Raw genomic sequence first — 18,563 nt, 5'->3', positions numbered from 1 at the left:
GGGTATTTCCCGCAAAAAATCCTTCTCAAGTGCACCCGCGCAGGAGATACAGCACCACAAGGATCGGAAGCGGGATCCCCAGGACCCAAAGTAAAATCCACCCGATCTTCCCTTCTTCCGAATGACGCATACCGATCATCTTTTTCTCTGGTGGCGCTGCCCAAATGCATGCTGGAATTTCGGAGCTATCATTGGCCTCCAGCTTTTGACCGGTGATCTTTCCGGTCACATCATTAATACTGCCCTCTCCCTCGTGCAGCATTCCTTCCGTCTTGCCCCTGATGCTAGATTTCATGACTTCCTCCAGTCGGTGATGATGACTGATTTTTTTCCCTGCCCAATGGCTGGAAAAGACCATTGTCAATTTCTCAGAAAGCGTGAAAGTGTTAGTGCATGTTCAACGAACAAGCGATGTCGCAACTAGCGTGCCAGTGCAGGCTTGCCGAATTTTTTATTCAACATATTGATTTTAAATAATAATAAAAATCTAGCAGGCAGGGGAAAGGAGAAAGCCGTCAGCGGCATCCGACATATTTAACGAAGTAGCCATATATAACGGAAACACGTTGTGACGATATTTGTGAGCGCGTCACGGCCGACGAAGAGATCGCGAGGTGTCGCCGTCACGGAGTCGGAGTCGAAATTGGCGAACCGGAAGTTTTGTGGGTCACAACTGCGAACCGAGAAGCGATGCTGCATGTTCCCAGATTTTTTCGACAAGCGGCCGGTCCTTCCACTCCTGGAATGTTACCTGTCGCGAACGGGCCAGGTCTTCTTGAAAAATTTCGATCAGACGCAGGGCAAAATCGCGGTCGTAATAGTTCACATTCGCCTCGTGATTCAGGCTGAAGGAACGGGGGTCAAAATTCGTCGAGCCCACCGATGTCCACAGCCCATCGACGATCATCACCTTGCAGTGGTACAGGGTCGGCTGATATTCATGTATTTCAATCCCCGCTTCGAGTAAGTCGCCCCAGCGTGCCCGGGATGCACGCCTTACCGTCTCACTGTCTGCGTGGTCGCCGACTGTTATGATCTGGACGGTCACGCCGCGCTTTGCGGCATCGGTGAGTGTTTGGATCGTCAATGCGTCGGGAATGAAGTACGGAGTGGAAAGGTGAATGGTGCGGCTCGCGGCGGTGATTGCAAGCAGGTACATGAGGCGCATGCTTTCGCTTCCCCCTGACGGAGAGCTGCTGAACACGTGCGCCTTGCCGGAGCCGACGGGCTGCAACGCAGGGAAGTACGCGGGGCCATGCAGTACATCACCGCTGACTTTGATCCAGTTGTCCATAAAGACAGCTTGCATCTGCCCCACCACGGGGCCTTGGAACCGATAGTGCGAATCGCGCCAATGTTCAGGGTCTTGCGCATGCCCAGACCATTGATCTCCGATTCCAACACCGCCCGTAAAACCGATCTGTCCGTCGACAACCAGCAGCTTGCGGTGTGTGCGATTGTTCAATCGGCCTAACTGATACCAGTGCGGTTTATTAAATTTCTTCACCTCGACACCGGCCTGCTCCATCAATTCGAGCTGAGATGCGTCCATCTTGTAACTGCCGATCCAATCCAGCAGGACATGAACCTTGACGCCTGCGCGAGCACGTTCGGCCAAGGCGTTCGAAAAATCGCTGCCGATCGAGCCGGACCAATAGTTGAAGGTTTCGAAGGTGATGGTTTTTTCGGCGCTACGGATTGCTTGCAGCATGGCGGGAAAGATCTCGTCACCGTTCAACAGCACCTCAACTAGATTGCCATCGAGGATGTCCGAGCCGAGCAATGTCCCCATCGTACGGGAAAATTGCGGGTCTTCCGTCCCGTAAAGACGAGGAATCGGGTGTTCAACAACCTTTTCACGGTACGACATGCCGCATCCCGCTGTAATCAAAACGAGCAGATATATGCACGAATGCCACAAGCGAATCGATCGGAATGCAGCCATTTCGGACTCCTTCTATAGCCTTTACGATAAAGATTTTGACTGCGTTAACGGTCGGGGATGGCCGACAAAAGCTATCCCTCCCCGCTATCTTCCCAAAAAACATTACCTAAAAAGCTATTGAGCCCCGGTTGCAGCTGTTCACCTTCAAAAAGGCCACATCAAAGGAATGAGCGCCGCCACAATTGCCAGGGTAATCACCACGAGTCCGGCCCCGAACTTGAGATAATCCCAGGTTTCATATGCCCCGGGACTCTGTACCATCAGAGGCGCCGGATGGCCTTCCGGCAGCAGGTACGTGGCCGCCGCCCCCACAATGACGGCGACTGCAAACGCTTGTGGTTCGATCCCCAGCAGGCCGGCTGTATCGAGTGCCACCGGGGTCATGATCACCGCTACGGCTGCCCCGTGCAGGGCCTGCGTCAGGAGGAGCGCGATCAACGTGATCCCCATCATGGTGATATGAGGGCCAAGTGTACCCAAAGTATCTGCTATTAGGCTGGAAACCAGTCCAGCCGCGCCGCTTTTCTCCATCGCCAACCCCAACGGGTACATACCCCCGACCAGTACAACCGTACGCCACTCCACATGCTCATATAACTGCCGCAAAGGCAGAATGCCGATGAGGACCATCAAAGCTGCGCCTCCCAGCGCCGCAATGGCAATAGGAAGCAGACCGAAACCTGCCAACGCAACCACCCCGGCCATAATCAAGGCGGCCCACTTGCCCAGGTGGCGCAGCCTAAGGGGCGCTTCCTCCGGGCGAGGCTTATGCAGCCACAAGAAACCCGGCCTAGGATCGTAACTGCGCGTCTGATCGCCCGCGCCATAGAGCAGCAGCGCGTCTCCTTCTTGCAGGGGAATGGTTCCCACATCGGTTCGAATGGGGGTATCCGCACGCCAGATCGCTACGCCCGTGAGGCAGGTTTCAGTGCGAAAATTCAAATCAGTCATGGTCTTGCCGACCATCGCTGAGCGTGGTGGAACAACCACTTCGATCAGTTCCCCACTGGATGACGGAAATTTTTCAGGTTGGCTGGGATGCCCCAGTACTTTGAGTCCGGGATATTCCTGTATCATTTTATCGACCCTTGTCCTGCGTCCGCTCACCAGCAGCACATCCTGCTTCTGCAGGACAAAATCCAGTCGATTATGAAGCTGCGGTTCATCATGGCGCACAACAGACAGGACCGTAAGTCCGTGCCCACCACCGAGCGCGATTTCTTGCAACGTTTTCCCCACCCAGGAAGAATCGTCCAGGAGCAGGACCTCCCAGAGACGATCTTCCAGATGGTATGTGCGCATTAAACCGGAGCGATCTTCGCGGCTTTCCACGGCACTCTTTCCATTGTCGCCCGGCAACAGGCGTTGCCCCAGGACCAGGGTGTAGACGGCGAAAGAAATGATCAGGGCAATACCTACCGGCGCGATTTCGAAGAATCCAAGTGCGGGTTGCCCCGAGGATTGAAGCAAATCGTTGACCACAAGGTTATGCGAGGCCCCGATAATGGTCAGGTTTCCACCGGCCAGGGCGCCCATGGCGATGGGCAGGAGCAGCTTTGAGCGGTGCATATCGTTCTTGCGTGCCAGCCGCAGGACCACCGGAATGAATAACGAAACCGTGGCAATATCGCTCACAAAACCTGACAGGAAGCCTGGGACCAGGGAACTCATCACGGTCAGCCGTTTGCGGCTGCCTCCGGCAATGACGTTCAGACGCTCCGCAATCCAGCGGACCACCCCGCTGCGTACCAATCCGGCGCTTAGAATCAACAAACCGGCGATAGCGATGACGGCTTCACTGCTGAAGCCTTTCAGAACCTCCTCCACCTCCAACAGACCGGTAGCTGCCAGCGAAACAAGCACCAATACCGCGACGATATCCGCACGAATCCAGCCGGTTATAAACAACAGCATGGAGATTCCCAGTATGGCAAAAACCAGCCCGATTTCGAGGGTCATAGTATCTCTTCTCCGGACCTTCCATGGGCAAAAATCAAGCAGGAGTTAATCTTTTCCGCGCAAAGTGATATCTCCCAACGCGGGCGACCTGACCGTACCCATTTTGGCAAAAGCCTTTTCAACCAATTCGTTGACCTGCAGATCGTGAACCACCTCATCCTGGCCTTTTGTAAAGGCCGTATACCGGTGCAGCCCGCCTGCCATACCGGTATTGGTGCCGATGATATAACTTTTGTCTTTTAGGAGAGCCTCGTTTCGCACGTAAACAGCCGACACCCGGCTGCCGGAAGGTTGAGCAAAATCCACGATCCAGCGTAAACCGGCAGTTTGAACCAGGCCGCCCACGATGAGGCGGGGATCGCCGGGAGCCTGATTGGTGGCGCACTGCTCAAGGATTTCAAGGACACGATCACCGGTCAATTGCATCGTCACCAACTTGGCAGGATGAGGAATAAGGGTGTAGAGTGCTTCGCGCGTGATCGCTCCGGGATGCAGCGTCACCCCGTAGCCCACGCCCGGCATAAAGGCGATTTCAGCCCCGGTCTCGGCGCATATGATCTCTCCTACCAGCTTATCAAAGGGGCTTTCCGAACGGTAATGTCGGCCAATCGGCTCTGCGGCGATTGCGATGACCTCTTCCAGGGTATCTTGATATGGCGCGCGCAACGCAGCGACCTGCCGGACGATCTCTTCATCTTCCGGGAACTCCTCGAGCCATAGGGTATGCAGGCGACTTTCCACCTTGGTAATCTGCGTTCCATGGAGGCTGACCTCGATCTCCCCCAGGACCGAGTTGTCTGAAACGGCCTGCACGATGGTAACATCCCCGATCCGCTCGTTAGAGATGCGGTCGTGAGAGTGCGCGCCGATGATGATGTCCATCTCAGGTACTTCACGCGCCAGGACACGATCCATTGCTGAACCGAGGTGGGAAAGCACAACCACCAGGTCAGAGCGCTCGCGCAGTTCAGGCAGGTACTGGCGGACCGCTTCAACCCCGTCCTTGAACTCCAATCCTTCGTAGTTCTTCGGATTCCCTGTAAACCCGGTATTGTGATACGTGAGCGTGAGAAAGCCGACCCGGATGCCTGCCGCCTGGAAGACAATGGTAGGATCTCCCAGAAATGGCTGGCCCGTCTTGACATCAATCACGTTTGAGGCCCGCATGGGGAAATTCGCGATCTCATCGAGTTCGCGAGTCCGCTCGCTTCCAAAGTCATAGTCATGGTTGCCCAAAGCCATTAACTGGTAGCCAACGGAATTCATGAGCCTGATCACGGCCTCGCCGCGGGTCAAATTTCCCAGTAGATCATCGCTGAAGGTATCCCCACCGTCCACGAGCAGGACATTGTCCGGCCCACGCTCCAGGCGAATACGCTTTACAGCCGTGGCCAGGGCGGCAAAACCACCGGCCGTGCCTTCCCGTTCAAACTCATCCCAGGTCCGCCCCGGATCGCCGGTCTGGGAAGTGGCACTGCCTTTAATGATTGTGATGGGCCGGTAACGCCCGTGCATATCGTTGGTGTGCAAGATCGTTAAGCTGGTTTTTGTTTTATCGCCCATTTCACTTCTCCTCTTAGCTATTCTACATTCCGATGCTCAGTAACACTCCAAGCACGAATATAAAGGCGATAATGAACCAGCGGAATAACTCTCGCGGCATGATAGTGAAAAGCTTGATGCCAAGCCAAGCTCCAAAAAAAGCTGCCGGAACAATTGCGAGTGCTTCGACCGCAATCGCTGTCGTCATCTTTCCCATGGAGGTCAATACAACTATACGGTAAAGTAGGTTGGCCGCAAAGAACGAAGTAAAAATGGCTTTCATCTGCTTCGCAGTCCAGTACTCGGTCTCCATTAAAAACGCCCCGTATATGATCATCGGAGGCCCGGGAATCGATACGGCACCACCAAAGATGCCCGACAGAAATCCAGCAAGCACACCGCTGATCCATCCGGGCTGCCATCCAGTGCCCTTTATCCATTCTCGAATCGACTTGATCTGACGCAGCAGCAAAAGTACCACCGCGCTAATGATCATTACGACCCCTATCGCCATTCGGAGTTGAGCTTCATCCCAGGCTCCAAACAGATAAATTCCTATGGGAAGGCCAGCTGCCAGTCCTGCTACTGGAATAAGCCAGTCCTTCCAATTAAACTCGTCCCGTACGCTCCAAAAGACACGCACATTCGTGATAAAAACGATAATGGACACAACAATGGAAGCTGAACCCGCATCGCGGAAGAACGGAAGCACTCCCATCGTGATTTGGCCTGTGCCGAAACCGGTAATGCCGTGCACTGTAGTGGCAACAAGAACAACAAGAGCCGACCACAAGGTTATGATCCAATCGATGTCCATTTGATTTCCTTCCTATACCGCGATGAACGTGCTTCGAAATTCTGTACTCGATAAACTTAACCTTGCCTGAATCGGGATACTCGCGGTTTCAATTCAGGATTCGTGCATTAATCTTCTCGGCCAGTTGTAACAAATCAGTTCAAGCAGAACGAAGCAGCTTCAGCACCTCTTCCGCAGCGGGTCTCGAGGAGGCCGGGTTCTGGCCGGTCACAAGCTTGCCATCCACCTGTACGTACGGCGCCCAGTCGGCACCCTTGCTGTAGAGAGCACCGCGTTCTTTAAGTCGGTCTTCCAACAGAAAAGGTACGACCTCGGTCAAGCCTGCTGCTTCTTCTTCTGTATTGGTGAAACCGGTTACGCGTTTACTTTTGACCAGATATTCGCCGTCTTTCCCGCGTACATTGACTAACGAGACCGGCGCGTGACACACCGCACCGACCGGCTTGTTGGCCTGTAGGAAGGCTTCGATCAGCGCAATGGAGACCCTGTCATCGGTAAGGTCCCACATCGGACCATGACCGCCGGGGTAGAAGACTGCGTCGAAATCGTCCGCGGACACATCGGCTAGCTTTTTCGTGTCAGCAAGTTCAGCCTGCGCAGCCTTGTCTTTGCTGTAGCGTTTGGTTGATTCGGTCAGATATTCGGGAAGTTCGCTGGTCGGATCAAGCGGCGGTCGGCCCCCCTTGGGCGAGGCCAGCGTGATCTTTGCTCCGGCATCCTTGAACACGTAATAGGGAGACACGAACTCTTCCAGCCAGAAACCAGTCTTCTTTCCGGTGTTGCCAAGTTGGTCATGAGAAGTAAGAACAATAAGAATTTTCATAGCTAACCACCTCTTGATTATTGATTTAGAATCCATCGAGAAGCGCCCCCATGCTCGTAGGGCCTATCCCGCACTATTATTCATTGTGCGATCGCGCGACTGCCTTACACCGCGACGAACGTGCCTCGAAGTTCTGCGTGCAACGGACGGTGCCTTGCCAGATATGCCTTCAGTGCATCTATGCTCCGCTCGGTGTGCTGTTGGCGATTGTGACCGTATTTGCCCGCGACGCCTTGTTCGGTGACAAAGGCTGTGGGGTAATAGCGCCCGGGTTGCAGTTCTTCATCGCCGATAAAAACTTGCTGCACGCGCTGTTCGAAAGGGTTCTCGATCTTGATGTAGGCGGTCAGACCAAGGCTGCGTTTCACGTAACCACCCATCTGGTCGTACGGATCGCGGGCAAACGTCCGTTCCAGATTTTCCTCCAGCATCGCGACAATTTCTTCGCCCAGCAACTCGACCGTTGAGATCGGCGGGTTCATGGGCATGATATTGTAGAGGTCATTCAGGGTAACCACCCCCGGAATTATCGGTGCGCCGTAGCGCCAGCCGTTGGAAAATGCCAATTGCGCCCCTGTGCTTTCCAGCAACGCCTGCAGCAGGAAATTGTCCATCGTCGTTTCCAGCGTGGCCCCTCGGTTGAGGGCCGTAGCCGTTTCACCCACAATCATGGACAATCCTTCCTGATGCGGGGCGAGGGCTTGGCGAACGAGATCATCCACTGCGGGATCGGGGCTTATTTTGGCTTCCACCTCGATCAGTTGGTGCCGGTAATCAACGACGCGTCCGCCATCAATTTCCAGATCCAGACGCCCCAGGAAGGAACCGTGGCAGCCCGATTGGATGACGAGCGTTTTCCCCTGCACAGCCGGTTTATAGAGGCGGTTATGGGTATGCCCGCTCAGGCAGACATCGATTCCCCCCACCTCGGAGAGCAGCTTCATGTCCTGGGCAAACCCAAGATGGGAGATGAGGACGATCAGGTCCACCTTCTCCTTGGTGCGCAGCTCATTGATGATGCCAGGGAGCTCTTCTCGCCCAAGGGTGAATCCAAGTCCTTCGCTGAAGGAAGGCGGCATGGTTTTGTCGATAATGTTGCAGGCAATGCCCACCAGACCAATCCGTAACCCGCCCATTTCCTTCACGCTGTACGGTGGGAAAAACCGCTCTTTTGTCGCCTGATCGTAAACATTGATCGCCAGCATCGGGTAGCTGAGCTCCGCTGCGAGCTGCTTGAAAGCCACGGGTCCGTATGCAAATTCCCAATGGGCCGTCATCGCGTCGATACCCAATGCATTCAATACAGGGATCATTGCCTGGCCCTGCGTACTCTGGGCCGGATACGTGCCGTGGAGAGTATCGCCGCAGTCGCAAAAGAGGACACGCTCCTGGTTCGCGGCCCGGATCTGCTTAACGATGGTGGCAATGCGGGCATATCCTCCCGCGAGACGATAGACTGCCTGACCTCCCTGCCAGAACATCTCCTGGTGCAGATCAAAATAGGCATGGCTGTCGTTGAGTTGAATGACAGTGAGAGACGTTCTATTTGCCATTATCTAAACCCTCATTGCCGCTAGGCGGATCTCCGAAATAGGCCATGCGAAGAAGTCTGTTCAATCGTCCCCGACAATACCGAACTCGCGCAACAGTGCGCCGATCTGGGTTTTGTCGAGCTTCTTCATCAGCAGATTGCGCACGAACGCAGGACCCGGGATGTCGATCTCCTTGCCGTCGCGCAGGCGGCCGGTCGCGGACAGGAGCGTACGAATGTCGTAGGTGGAGTTGAATACCTCCGGCACGCCGCGCTCGACGTCGAGCAGTGTGTAGACAGCCTCCATCGGCGTTCGTACGGAATACTCGGTGGTGAAGATGCAGTCGCGCTCCCTGGATTCCGCGAACTGCCCAATGAAGGCGAAGTTGACAGCGCCCTCGGGCACCACGTCCGGGCGATCACCGGCCTGGCGCGGCATGAAGAAGGCGGTCACGTACGGCATCATCACCGGCACGGTTATCGCACCGGTTGCCGCCAGTTCGGGAATGTCCTCGACCGGCACGCCCAGGTGGTAGAGCCATTCCTGGGTGATCTCCTCGCCGCTGCAGTCCTGCATGGGCTTCTTCACGTAATCGCCGGGTTGCTCGACGAACAGCGCGTAGACCCAAACCACGATCTGGTCCTTGGGCTGCTCTTTGAAGTGCGGCTGCCGGTTCACCGTCCAACTGAGCAGCCAGGATGAGTCCTTCGCGGTCACGATGCCGCCTGTCACCACCTTGCCGCTGAACGGATCACGCTTGGCGATCTTCTGGATGTACTTCGGGATGCGCTGGTCGAGCGTAGTGACGGTGGCCGACTCCCATTTGGTCTCGGGGATGTGCGCGCCGAACACGTCCGGGCGTCCGAACGCCGGATCCTTGGCGGCGATGCGACGCCACAGATCCCAGGCCGGCGCAGGCCCCTCATTGAGCTTGGCCGGCGTATGGTGGTCGCCGTTGTCGGAGTTCTCGGTCAGCGAACCGATGGTCATGAAGACCAGGTCGTCGGGGCCGAGATCGACGCCGCCTTCGCCTGCGTCCTTGCGCCAGTGGATGCGGGTCGCCTGTTTACGTCCGGGTGCAATGTCAAAATCGACATCGGTGACCTCGGTACCGTACTCGAACACCACACCATGTTCCTGCAGCCACTTCACCAGCGGCAGCACCAGCGATTCGTACTGGTTGAATTTGGTGAACTTCAGCGTGGAGAAATCCGGCATGCCTTTGATCTGGTGGATGAAACGGTGCAGGTACCGCTTCATCTCCAGCGCCGAATGCCACTCCTCGAAAGCAAACATCGTGCGCCAATACAGCCAGAAATTGCTGTCCAGGAATTCCTTGCCGAATACCTCGCTTATGCGCTTGTTCTCCATCTCCTCGCCGGTGGCGAGGAAGAGCTTGACGATCTCCTTCTGCGCCTGCTCACTGAGGGTGAACAGGCCGTCGGTATGCGCGTCCTCGCCTCGCTTCACAGTGGCGCGCTGCAAAGAGGAGTTCGGATCGTCCTTGTCGAGCCAATAGAACTCGTCGAGCACGCTGGCGCCCTCGATCTCCAGCGACGGGATCGAGCGGTACAGGTCCCACAAGCACTCGAAGTGCTCTTCCATCTCGCGCCCGCCGCGGATCACGAAGCCCTTGTTCGGCTCCTTGATGCCGTCCAGCGCGCCACCGGGCAACTGTTGCTGCTCCAGGATGGTGATCCGGTTGCCCGGCATCTGGCCGTCGCGGATCAGGAAGGCCGCGCCCGCCAATGCCGCCAGGCCCGCGCCGACAAACCAGGCCGTCTTGTTCTCTACGCCCTTGGGTTTGCGCGGGCGGGCGAAGGCTTCGTAGTTGCCACTACTGTAATACATAACGCTCTCTTTTTGTTTGCCTAACGGGGTGGACATGACCGGCCGGTCGGTTTTTTGCCAGGTCATGGTCTAAGGGCCTCTCACCGCTCAACAGAACGACAGCCACGACTATCATGACAAAAAGGACCTCCAGCCAGGTTCTTCCATCATTGGTTGGAAAAACATGATGTATGGACCGCGGATAAGATGGGCCATAACGCCATCATCGTGTATTTTTCTGATGGCATGGTTCACCAGAACTTTTGCGAAACCCATCTGAGCCATTTCCGTCGCGTCCCACTCGCTGTGAATCAGGTATTCGGGCGGACGTGGCATGGCATCCAATGTTTTAAAGAGCGGTCTTGGTTTTTTCGGCGGGTTGGCTCCGAGTGTCTGCAGGGTTTCTGCCATTGACGTCGGGTCGAGCATGAAGCTTCCTAATGCACAGACCCCAATTTGCTTCAGAATCATATACCCGAGAAAACCGGTTGCGTCCGACAAGGCTTCCATCGTTTCGATGGCACCTTTTTCAAATGCCTTTTCCTTCCCCGGAGCCACCGTATGTTCCCCGATGGCAACGCAGCGCTGAGGGGTGGCAAAGCGGATAAAATCTTTTTGCTGCACAAAATCTTTACCGAGATCGGCGATTTGCCCCATAGATCGAACAGTCGGCATTTTGGCGTGAATAACGCTGTAAACAGGCTCCCATGGGCCTTCTACAACCATCTCCAGGCAGCTGGTACAGAGCTCAAAAATCCTGCTGAATTGTTTTTCATGGAATTCGTCATGATCTTTCCAATGTTTCCACATGGTATACTGATAGTTGCGGACAGGATTCAGTGCATTTTCCATGTGAGTGCTACCTCCCCCATATCTGCCTGCAAGAGGTAAAATTCCTGTTTGAATGTTAGCCATAAAACCAAGAAAACCCGGATGTGTGGCAGTGGTGATACATACACGTGGACCCACTTTGTGCATCAGATCGAAGCTTTCTTCATTGTTCACAACTTTGGACATATTCAAGGCAACGTAAATGGGAGAATCCGTCATATTTTTCGGCGTCATGCTACACCTCCTTTGTAATTTATCGTGCACGCCAATTTCATTCTTTGCGCTCTTCTCACAATGTAGCCGGTTAAGACCTGCTTTTTTCGATGACTAATCATCGATATCTCTGATCAGGACTTCCATCTCCCCAATCTCTCGGCGCTGGGCTTCAATGATTTCACCTGCAAGTTTTCTTACACGAGGGTCGCTAATATTGGCGCGTTCACTTGTGAGTATTGCAATCGAGTGATGCGGGATCATCGCCTTCATCCACGCGACATCTCCTACCGTTGCCTGGCTGCGAACCAACAAGAAGCCTAAGCCCATAAGGGCCACGCTTCCAACAACAATGGCAATATTGGCCTTCTTGTCTTTGTACATGTGGCGCATGAAGAAGAGCATGACGAGCGCCATGGAACCAGCCATGATGAAGGTCATGAACAAGCGAGTTTGGCTAAACCACACATGGCTAAACTGATATGTATTGAGGTACATCAATCCAAACATCAGAGTTGCAGACACAGTGATCATCAAAATAAAATTTCTGTACGGATGCATGATACCTCCTATGACGTATAAATTTATCTCTTTTGTGTTCCTAATATAACTTGCGTACGAAGTGCATTCATTACGATCTTTTCGAAGCGCTTTTTGTCGTCACCGGGTGGTGAATTGTTGTAACAGCAAAAGAATGACGGTGAGTGCCAATGCAAAGGTGACCACAAAATGGCCGCGCGGCACTGACAGCAGATCGGACAGCTGCACTTTGCCGAGGTTGCCCCATTTCTCGATGGTTCGTTTGGTCCATCCCGAAAGTTCGGCAAACAGCCACGAGCCGGCGATAAGTCCGGCCATGCCGAAGAGCGCGTCCCAGCTTCCCTGCCCCAGTGCTGCGGCAACAGTTCCAGGACAATAGCCAGCCAAGGCAAAACCAGCGCCGAACACAAGCCCACCGATGATGTTGGCACCGATCCTGGTCGGCTTAATATGCAGCTTCACCTTGGCGAAGTGATGTAACGGGAATACGCCGATCATGCCGACCACAATTGCGGTGAGCATGATCTTCGCGACGGTCCAATCCTGAAGAAGCAGTTGGCCGATGAGAACGTTGTATTTTCCAACGCCCCCTTTTTGCAGCAGGAAACCAAACACCAGACCAAAAACCGCGCCGGCAATCAGTGTGGGAACTGCGGTCACAGCCGGCGCGGAATTTTTCGTCGATTCATTAACGGCTTTGCCTGGATCAATCATACGCACCTCACAGTTTGAAAAGCGGCAGGGCCACGGCGACACCACCGACGAAAATGCACAGCACAGTAATCCACGATGCCAGATTGAGCTGCAGGGTTCCGCTGATGCCGTGGCCGCTGGTGCAACCTCCGGCCAGGCGCGCCCCAAATGCCATCAGCATGCCGCCGGAAAAGGCGACGGCCGCACGCAACGCAATGTCGTCGCCAAAGCGTGCGACCCACATGGGCGAAAGCCATTCGTTGGCGAACTCCCCGCCCGTCAGGGCTGCAATCGCGCCGCCCACTATGATTGCGCCCACGAAGACGAATCCCCAACTCACGTGCGGCGGGTTGTCTTTGAAATAGGTGAGCGAGGCCGTGTGGCCGGGCGCGATGCGTTTACCGAGAAAACCCGCGAGGAACGCGTAAAAAGAGGAGGCCCCGATGGTCTTGTCGGAAAAGTACAATGTTAGCCAGGAAAGCACTCCAATGCCCGCGCCGACGAGATAGGGTGACCAGGCCGGTCCCGGATAATCAAGCGCATCCACGGTCGCCCCCGCGTCGGCTGCGGCGCACACGAACGAAAGAACAAGACTGCCGATGAAATACGCAGAACGCCTCAAACTCAAGTGAACGGGATAAAACAGGTTCGTATTCACGTTTATTTTCTCTCCTTCTCTATTTCTTTTTCGACCGGGTATCCCGCATTCTTCCATGCTTGCCAGCTTCCGGGAATGTTGCAGACGCGGCTGAACCCTTGCTGCTGCAAAATGCTCGTCGCGATGGTCGCACGATAACCGCTGTCGCAATAGACGGCGGTCGGTTTGTCCTTGTCCAACTTGCCGAGCTGTTCGCGCAATTCGCCCAGGAAAATATGCTGGGCATTCGGGATATGACCGTCTTTCCATTCGTCCGGCGCGCGTACATCGAGAACCTGCAGTTTTTCCCCCGAGCGTTTGATTTTGTGGACGGTCATTTGTCCGACCGATTCCAGCGGCAGTCCGGCGTTGTTCCATGCAGCCATGCCTCCGACGAGGTAGCCGGCGAACTTCGTATATCCCGTACGGACAAAATAGCGGACGATTGTTTCGAGCATGTCATCGGAATCGAGGACGAGCAGGATGGGTTGATCGGAGTCCTGCAACCAACCGGCCCAGATGGAAAGTACGGGCAAGCCGCCGATGCTAAGCGCGCCCTTGATATGCCCGCCGCCAAATGCCAGCATCATACGGGTATCGATGAGAACGTTGTCGCTGTTCTCAATGGCTTCCTGAAAGAATTTGGGTGGAAGTCCGGGCACTGGCGGGAGGTTGCCGAGCACTGTGGGCCCCCTGGTGTTCAGAGTCCCCATAAGCGGATAATAGGTCGGGATGGGCGCCGCGTCGGTGAGCGTGTGCTTGGTGAAACTTGTGGCATTGTTGAATTGAAGGAACGCATTGAAGCGCCGTTCATAACCAATGGTGCTGCTGAGCCGGTCGCCGATGTCCTCCCCGCATGGCGACCCTTGACCATGCGCCGGGTAGATAAGGACGCCATCGTCAAGCGTCAGGTAAAAATCGTGCAGCGTATGGAACAGCTGTTCGGCCAGCTCTTTAGCCCGGCTACTGCCAAGGAGGTCGGAGCGCCCGGCAGAATTGACAAAGAGTGAGTCCCCGGTGAGCACCCCCCAAGGGGCGCCCGGACGATCCTTTTCTGACAGAAGATACGCCATGTGCTCTGGCGAGTGACCGGGCGTGTGCCGAGCCGTAATGAGGGCGGAACCAAGTTCAAAGACATCTCCATCTGCGATCCCCTCATGTTCGAAGCCGTAGCGCGCCCCCCCCTCGTGACTGAGGTATATTTTCGCGGACTTGGCACGCGCACAAAGTTCACGCGAACCACTGACGAAATCGACATGGATGTGCGTTTCAAAAATATGCGTAATTGATACCTGCTTCTCGCGGGCGAGCCGCAGGTAACAATCAACATCCGGGCGAGGATCGAACACTGCCGCCACGCCCTCGGAATCATCGCCGATCAGATAGGAAAGCTCGGCAATTCCATCGGTGTGAATGCGTTCAAAAATAAGTGACATAAGGATTCCTGTCCTGTGTTAGCGCATGGTTCAACGAACAGGGAATGTCGCAACTAGCGTGCCATCGCAGACCTGCGGATGCTGCGATACAAGGTGTTGATTATAAGGAATAATAAAAAGAGAGCGGTCAGGAGAAAGGAGAAATCCGTCAGCGGCATCCGACATATTTAACGTAGCAGCCATATATAACAGAACACGTTGCGGCAGTCTTTGTGAGGGTTTCGGATGATACAGCGGGATTCTTCAATCTGGTCCAGGAGCGCGCCTCATTCGCGAGAAAAAGAGCGCATCATGCCCGTCGTGATACAGCTACGAAGAAAGTGAACAACATTTCATTCCCCCGGTCATCACTGCGAACTTAAAAGCGATGCTCCCAGAGCTTTTTAGGCAGGCGGCCGCTCCTTCCAATCCTGGTTTGTTACCGGATGCGAAGGGGCCACGCCTTTTATTAGAGAGGATACTATCTTAAGAATCCCTGTATGATCCGATTAACCGCCGCATCATAGTCAAGCCCGAGGGTCATAAGCTTCATCAGCTGATCATTGGCAATTTTGCCGATAGATGCTTCGTGCGTCATCTCGGCATCCGGATGCAGCGCGCGCAGAGCCGGAATCGTCTGGTTACTGCCATTGTCCATGATGATGGCGTCGCATTCGATATGGCCATAGGATTTGGCAAGCGCCGTCAGGTTGACGTAAAAATCCTGGGTGGAATTGCCTTTTATAACGGAACGGGAAACGATGTTCGTCTTGCTGTCGGTTCCGACCAGTTCAATTTCATTTCTGGATTCGGCCACCTGGTCGCCGTCGGTCATCACCCGTTCCGTGATGAGCAGCACGCTGCCCGCGCCGATGTGAGCTTCATTGAAACGCTTGGCTTCATCCACCCCGCCGAGTTGGGTCAGTTCCATTTCCATCTGGGCGTTTTCCGCCATAAAAACTTTTGTGGTGGGATTTAAAATACGACGGCCCGTGCCGTCGCCAATGGCGATATGCTTTTCCACATATTTGACTTTTGCGTCGGCCTTGATCTGAAATTCATGAATGCCGGAGTGGCCTTCGGATTCCTTGCCCCCGCAGTGAATGCCGCATCCGGCAATAATGGTCACATCCGATCCTTCCCCGACAATAAAGGTATTGTAGACCGTATCATGAAGACCTGCCTGCGATAATATAACCGGAATATGAACTGACTCATTCACCGTGCCCGGCTTGATATCGATGATGATGCCATTGCCTTTTTCGTTGGTTTCGATGTTGATATTGGCGGAGACCTCGCGACCCAGAAGCTTACCGTTTTTCCGGATATTATAAGCGCCTTTTGGAATTCCTTCGAGGTCCGCAACTTCCTTTAATACCTGTTTATCGATAGCATTGAGCATTATCCACTCCTTGACATAATTCATTGAACGTACAGGCACTCGAAGCTTCGAGTATCGGCACGGCGCCGGCCAGATCACCGGAATAAGCGATTCTGCCGTCCCTGATCAACAAAAGCGTGTCGGCGGCTTCAAGAAATGCTTTATTGTGACTCACTACAATGGTGGTGGTTTTGTTTTCTTTCTGTTCACGTTTGAGCAACTCCACCATTGGGCCGATGGTCCAGAGATCAATGCCGGTGTCCGGTTCATCGTAGATGGCCACTTTTGGATTTTTCGCGATAACCGTGGCCAGTTCGATTTTTTTGATTTCCCCGCCGGACAGTTTGCTGTCCACACGCTTGTCCAGAAATTCCAGAGAGCAGACGCCCACACGTGAAATGATCTCAACGAGTTTTTCTTCGTCATCAGACCCGGCGGCAATCGATAACAGGTCCCGAAAAGTCGTTCCCTTGAATCGGGCCGGATGCTGAAATCCATAAACAATGCCGGCGTTGGATCGTTCATGAATGGGAAGCTTGCTGATGTCCGACCCGTTGAAAATTATGTTTCCGGACGTGAGTTCATTGATCCCCATAATCAGCTTGGCCAAGGTGGTCTTGCCCGACCCGTTGGGTCCGGTAACGGCGTAAAATCGGCCAGCTTCAAACGTAAAACTCAAATCGTGAATAATGGTCCGATCGGCCTCACCTTGAGCGCCGACATCTGATTCCGGAACTCTGTACGTAATGTTTTTTAATTCCAACATGGCTGCACACTTTCACTTAATTTTTTTGTTTCTGAGCTCAATACTTTACCCTATCTTTAAGTGCTTAAAATTATCCATATGATATAACACTGCTTGCATTTGCAAACAATATACCTATTTATCTTTACTTATTAAGACATATTAAAATCTACTTCAAATACTCACTTGCCAGTCTATTCAGAAGTGCATGAAATTCATCATGCTTGCCTAAACCTATGCGTTCTTTTTCTAGTTTATCGAAATTTTCCATAAGCTCATCATCTTTAGCAATATCAAATTTTGATTCTGCAATCGAAAAAATCTTTGTGTTTTCTTTATCAATATGCTGAATCATCAGTTTTACATACTCATCAATTATTAATTTAACATCTGCTGCAGATTCCGTATCCCCTGATGTGAAGCGCCCTACAGATTTCTTAAGTCTTGCAACAAGTCTGCGACCCTGTTCGTGATCATCCAACAAATCCCCTATCGGACCACCTTCACACGGCACTCCTACGGCTTCCAGAGCCGGGAAAAGGAATTCCTCTTCCTTGCCGTGGTGGCACTCGTCTACAAAAACCGACAAGAATTCCATGACACCATCAAGCTGTCCACTAACGATCTGTTCATTGTTTCCAAATCTGCCCGCTATGGACTGTAGAATCCTTAGCATGAGCTCTATCCCTTGGTGTTCATTTCTGAGTTCATCTACTGCTTTCATTGACATCTCCGCTTTAAAATTTGCGTCGACACATCGCTCGTCAACGTTGCTTTATGTTGATTTAGAATAACTTACGGACTCAGCCCGCGTCGCAAACTTGAAAGACAGGCAGCTTGACGCTCGGGAGTTCCTGACAGCAAGTGCCTGTCCACCATTGCCTGGATCAATTCGCGACCGTTTCGACGCTCAGCAGCCGAGATTCTCCGCCGCAAACTCCCAATTGATCAACGTGTCCAGCACGGCCTTGACATAATCCGCGCGACGGTTCTGGTAATCCAGATAATAGGCGTGCTCCCACACATCGATGGTCAACAGCGGCTTCATGCTCATGGTCATGGGCACCTCCGCGTTTGCGGTCTTGACGACCTTGAGCATGTCGCTGTCCATCACAAGCCATGCCCACCCGCTGCCGAACTGTGCCATGGCCGCGGCCGCCAGTTCTTTCTTGCAGGCATCGAGGGAACCGAAGGACACCTCGATCTTCTTCTGCAACACGGCGGCCAGTTCAGCGCCACCACTTGGTCTCAGGCTTTGCCAGTAGAAGTTGTGGTTCCATGTTTGCGCCGCGTTATTGAAGATGGCGATGTTGTCGCTTTTGCCGGCTGTCTCGCTCATGATCTTCTCCAAGGTCATGTCCGCGAACCGCGTCCCCGCCACCAGCTTTTTCAGGTTGTCGACATAGCCCTTGTGATGCTTGTCGTAATGAAAACCGATCGTCTTCGCGGAAATCACGGGTTCCAACGCGTTTTCCGCATAGGGCAGAAAAGGTAATACCTGCAAAGATTCAGATTTCAGAATGCCGTTGCTCATGATTGTTTCTCCCTTGATGTTTCGATGGCCGTCGGTTTCATGCATGCCGAACGCCCCGTATCAGTTCATCAATCCGCCTCGCCTCATGCATACGTCCCAACGGATTTCAATCCATTTGATGGCTGG

At 53.8% G+C, this 18,563-nt stretch carries 17 protein-coding genes; all 17 read right to left on the bottom strand.

What is annotated here, in order from left to right:
- Positions 1 to 25: 25 nt before the first annotated feature.
- The gene (locus DBAC_RS05990) at positions 26 to 295 is read right to left on the bottom strand and encodes a hypothetical protein (protein ID WP_015773380.1); all 270 of its coding nucleotides are present in this window, start codon (positions 293 to 295) and stop codon (positions 26 to 28) included.
- 372 nt (positions 296 to 667) lie between these two features.
- Positions 668 to 1,945, bottom strand: a complete 1,278-nt coding sequence (locus tag DBAC_RS05985) for a phospholipase D-like domain-containing protein (RefSeq protein ID WP_015773379.1) — start codon at positions 1,943 to 1,945, stop codon at positions 668 to 670.
- A gap of 144 nt (positions 1,946 to 2,089) precedes the next feature.
- Positions 2,090 to 3,904 carry an SLC13 family permease gene (locus tag DBAC_RS05980; protein ID WP_015773378.1) on the bottom strand — a complete coding sequence of 605 codons (1,815 nt, stop codon included), beginning with the start codon at positions 3,902 to 3,904 and terminating at the stop codon, positions 2,090 to 2,092.
- Positions 3,905 to 3,949: 45 nt separating this feature from the next.
- A complete protein-coding gene (locus tag DBAC_RS05975) occupies positions 3,950 to 5,467 on the bottom strand; it encodes a bifunctional metallophosphatase/5'-nucleotidase (protein WP_015773377.1) in 1,518 nt (505 codons plus the stop codon).
- 22 nt (positions 5,468 to 5,489) lie between these two features.
- On the bottom strand, positions 5,490 to 6,263 hold the full coding sequence (locus tag DBAC_RS05970) for a sulfite exporter TauE/SafE family protein (protein ID WP_015773376.1): 774 nt from the start codon (positions 6,261 to 6,263) through the stop codon (positions 5,490 to 5,492).
- A gap of 139 nt (positions 6,264 to 6,402) precedes the next feature.
- Positions 6,403 to 7,086 carry a type 1 glutamine amidotransferase domain-containing protein gene (locus tag DBAC_RS05965; RefSeq protein ID WP_015773375.1) on the bottom strand — a complete coding sequence of 228 codons (684 nt, stop codon included), beginning with the start codon at positions 7,084 to 7,086 and terminating at the stop codon, positions 6,403 to 6,405.
- A gap of 104 nt (positions 7,087 to 7,190) precedes the next feature.
- A complete protein-coding gene (locus DBAC_RS05960) occupies positions 7,191 to 8,639 on the bottom strand; it encodes a bifunctional metallophosphatase/5'-nucleotidase (protein WP_015773374.1) in 1,449 nt (482 codons plus the stop codon).
- 60 nt (positions 8,640 to 8,699) lie between these two features.
- The gene (locus tag DBAC_RS05955; protein ID WP_015773373.1) at positions 8,700 to 10,535 is read right to left on the bottom strand and encodes an oleate hydratase; all 1,836 of its coding nucleotides are present in this window, start codon (positions 10,533 to 10,535) and stop codon (positions 8,700 to 8,702) included.
- Between the two features lie 45 nt (positions 10,536 to 10,580).
- Positions 10,581 to 11,513: a sulfur oxygenase reductase family protein gene (locus tag DBAC_RS05950; RefSeq protein ID WP_015773372.1), complete on the bottom strand. Its 933-nt coding sequence runs from the start codon at positions 11,511 to 11,513 to the stop codon at positions 10,581 to 10,583.
- Positions 11,514 to 11,606: 93 nt separating this feature from the next.
- Positions 11,607 to 12,053 (bottom strand): DUF305 domain-containing protein, encoded by a 447-nt coding sequence (locus tag DBAC_RS19760; RefSeq protein WP_015773371.1) that lies wholly within the window; start codon positions 12,051 to 12,053, stop codon positions 11,607 to 11,609.
- A 99-nt stretch (positions 12,054 to 12,152) separates the two neighbouring features.
- On the bottom strand, positions 12,153 to 12,746 hold the full coding sequence (locus DBAC_RS05940; RefSeq protein ID WP_015773370.1) for a DUF6691 family protein: 594 nt from the start codon (positions 12,744 to 12,746) through the stop codon (positions 12,153 to 12,155).
- 7 nt (positions 12,747 to 12,753) lie between these two features.
- A complete protein-coding gene (locus DBAC_RS05935) occupies positions 12,754 to 13,383 on the bottom strand; it encodes a YeeE/YedE thiosulfate transporter family protein (protein ID WP_218915594.1) in 630 nt (209 codons plus the stop codon).
- A gap of 2 nt (positions 13,384 to 13,385) precedes the next feature.
- Positions 13,386 to 14,798 (bottom strand): MBL fold metallo-hydrolase, encoded by a 1,413-nt coding sequence (locus DBAC_RS05930; protein ID WP_015773368.1) that lies wholly within the window; start codon positions 14,796 to 14,798, stop codon positions 13,386 to 13,388.
- A 460-nt stretch (positions 14,799 to 15,258) separates the two neighbouring features.
- Positions 15,259 to 16,179 (bottom strand): SufB/SufD family protein, encoded by a 921-nt coding sequence (locus DBAC_RS05925; RefSeq protein WP_015773367.1) that lies wholly within the window; start codon positions 16,177 to 16,179, stop codon positions 15,259 to 15,261.
- Positions 16,160 to 16,924 carry an ABC transporter ATP-binding protein gene (locus tag DBAC_RS05920; protein WP_015773366.1) on the bottom strand — a complete coding sequence of 255 codons (765 nt, stop codon included), beginning with the start codon at positions 16,922 to 16,924 and terminating at the stop codon, positions 16,160 to 16,162. Before DBAC_RS05920 ends, DBAC_RS05925 begins: the two co-directional genes overlap by 20 nt.
- 148 nt (positions 16,925 to 17,072) lie before the next feature.
- Positions 17,073 to 17,627, bottom strand: coding sequence for a hemerythrin domain-containing protein (locus tag DBAC_RS05915; RefSeq protein WP_015773365.1), 555 nt, complete (start codon positions 17,625 to 17,627; stop codon positions 17,073 to 17,075).
- 186 nt (positions 17,628 to 17,813) lie between these two features.
- On the bottom strand, positions 17,814 to 18,437 hold the full coding sequence (locus DBAC_RS05910) for a superoxide dismutase (protein ID WP_015773364.1): 624 nt from the start codon (positions 18,435 to 18,437) through the stop codon (positions 17,814 to 17,816).
- Positions 18,438 to 18,563: the final 126 nt, after the last annotated feature.

The organism is Desulfomicrobium baculatum DSM 4028 (genome assembly GCF_000023225.1).
Taxonomy (GTDB): domain Bacteria; phylum Desulfobacterota; class Desulfovibrionia; order Desulfovibrionales; family Desulfomicrobiaceae; genus Desulfomicrobium; species Desulfomicrobium baculatum.
Note: the sequence above shows the minus strand (reverse complement) of the source record. Positions and strands in the feature narration are given on the sequence as shown.

What these genes read in the sequence shown, in the direction of transcription:
- DBAC_RS05910 (WP_015773364.1), bottom strand. Translation starts at nt 18,437, where the DNA reads ATGAGCAACGGCATTCTGAAATCTGAATCTTTGCAGGTATTACCTTTT.
- DBAC_RS05965 (WP_015773375.1), bottom strand. Translation starts at nt 7,086, where the DNA reads ATGAAAATTCTTATTGTTCTTACTTCTCATGACCAACTTGGCAACACC.
- DBAC_RS05920 (WP_015773366.1), bottom strand. Translation starts at nt 16,924, where the DNA reads ATGTTGGAATTAAAAAACATTACGTACAGAGTTCCGGAATCAGATGTC.
- DBAC_RS05950 (WP_015773372.1), bottom strand. Translation starts at nt 11,513, where the DNA reads ATGACGCCGAAAAATATGACGGATTCTCCCATTTACGTTGCCTTGAAT.
- DBAC_RS19760 (WP_015773371.1), bottom strand. Translation starts at nt 12,053, where the DNA reads ATGCATCCGTACAGAAATTTTATTTTGATGATCACTGTGTCTGCAACT.
- DBAC_RS05925 (WP_015773367.1), bottom strand. Translation starts at nt 16,179, where the DNA reads ATGCTCAATGCTATCGATAAACAGGTATTAAAGGAAGTTGCGGACCTC.
- DBAC_RS05930 (WP_015773368.1), bottom strand. Translation starts at nt 14,798, where the DNA reads ATGTCACTTATTTTTGAACGCATTCACACCGATGGAATTGCCGAGCTT.
- DBAC_RS05985 (WP_015773379.1), bottom strand. Translation starts at nt 1,945, where the DNA reads ATGGCTGCATTCCGATCGATTCGCTTGTGGCATTCGTGCATATATCTG.
- DBAC_RS05960 (WP_015773374.1), bottom strand. Translation starts at nt 8,639, where the DNA reads ATGGCAAATAGAACGTCTCTCACTGTCATTCAACTCAACGACAGCCAT.
- DBAC_RS05980 (WP_015773378.1), bottom strand. Translation starts at nt 3,904, where the DNA reads ATGACCCTCGAAATCGGGCTGGTTTTTGCCATACTGGGAATCTCCATG.
- DBAC_RS05940 (WP_015773370.1), bottom strand. Translation starts at nt 12,746, where the DNA reads ATGATTGATCCAGGCAAAGCCGTTAATGAATCGACGAAAAATTCCGCG.
- DBAC_RS05975 (WP_015773377.1), bottom strand. Translation starts at nt 5,467, where the DNA reads ATGGGCGATAAAACAAAAACCAGCTTAACGATCTTGCACACCAACGAT.
- DBAC_RS05970 (WP_015773376.1), bottom strand. Translation starts at nt 6,263, where the DNA reads ATGGACATCGATTGGATCATAACCTTGTGGTCGGCTCTTGTTGTTCTT.
- DBAC_RS05955 (WP_015773373.1), bottom strand. Translation starts at nt 10,535, where the DNA reads ATGACCTGGCAAAAAACCGACCGGCCGGTCATGTCCACCCCGTTAGGC.
- DBAC_RS05990 (WP_015773380.1), bottom strand. Translation starts at nt 295, where the DNA reads ATGAAATCTAGCATCAGGGGCAAGACGGAAGGAATGCTGCACGAGGGA.
- DBAC_RS05915 (WP_015773365.1), bottom strand. Translation starts at nt 17,627, where the DNA reads ATGAAAGCAGTAGATGAACTCAGAAATGAACACCAAGGGATAGAGCTC.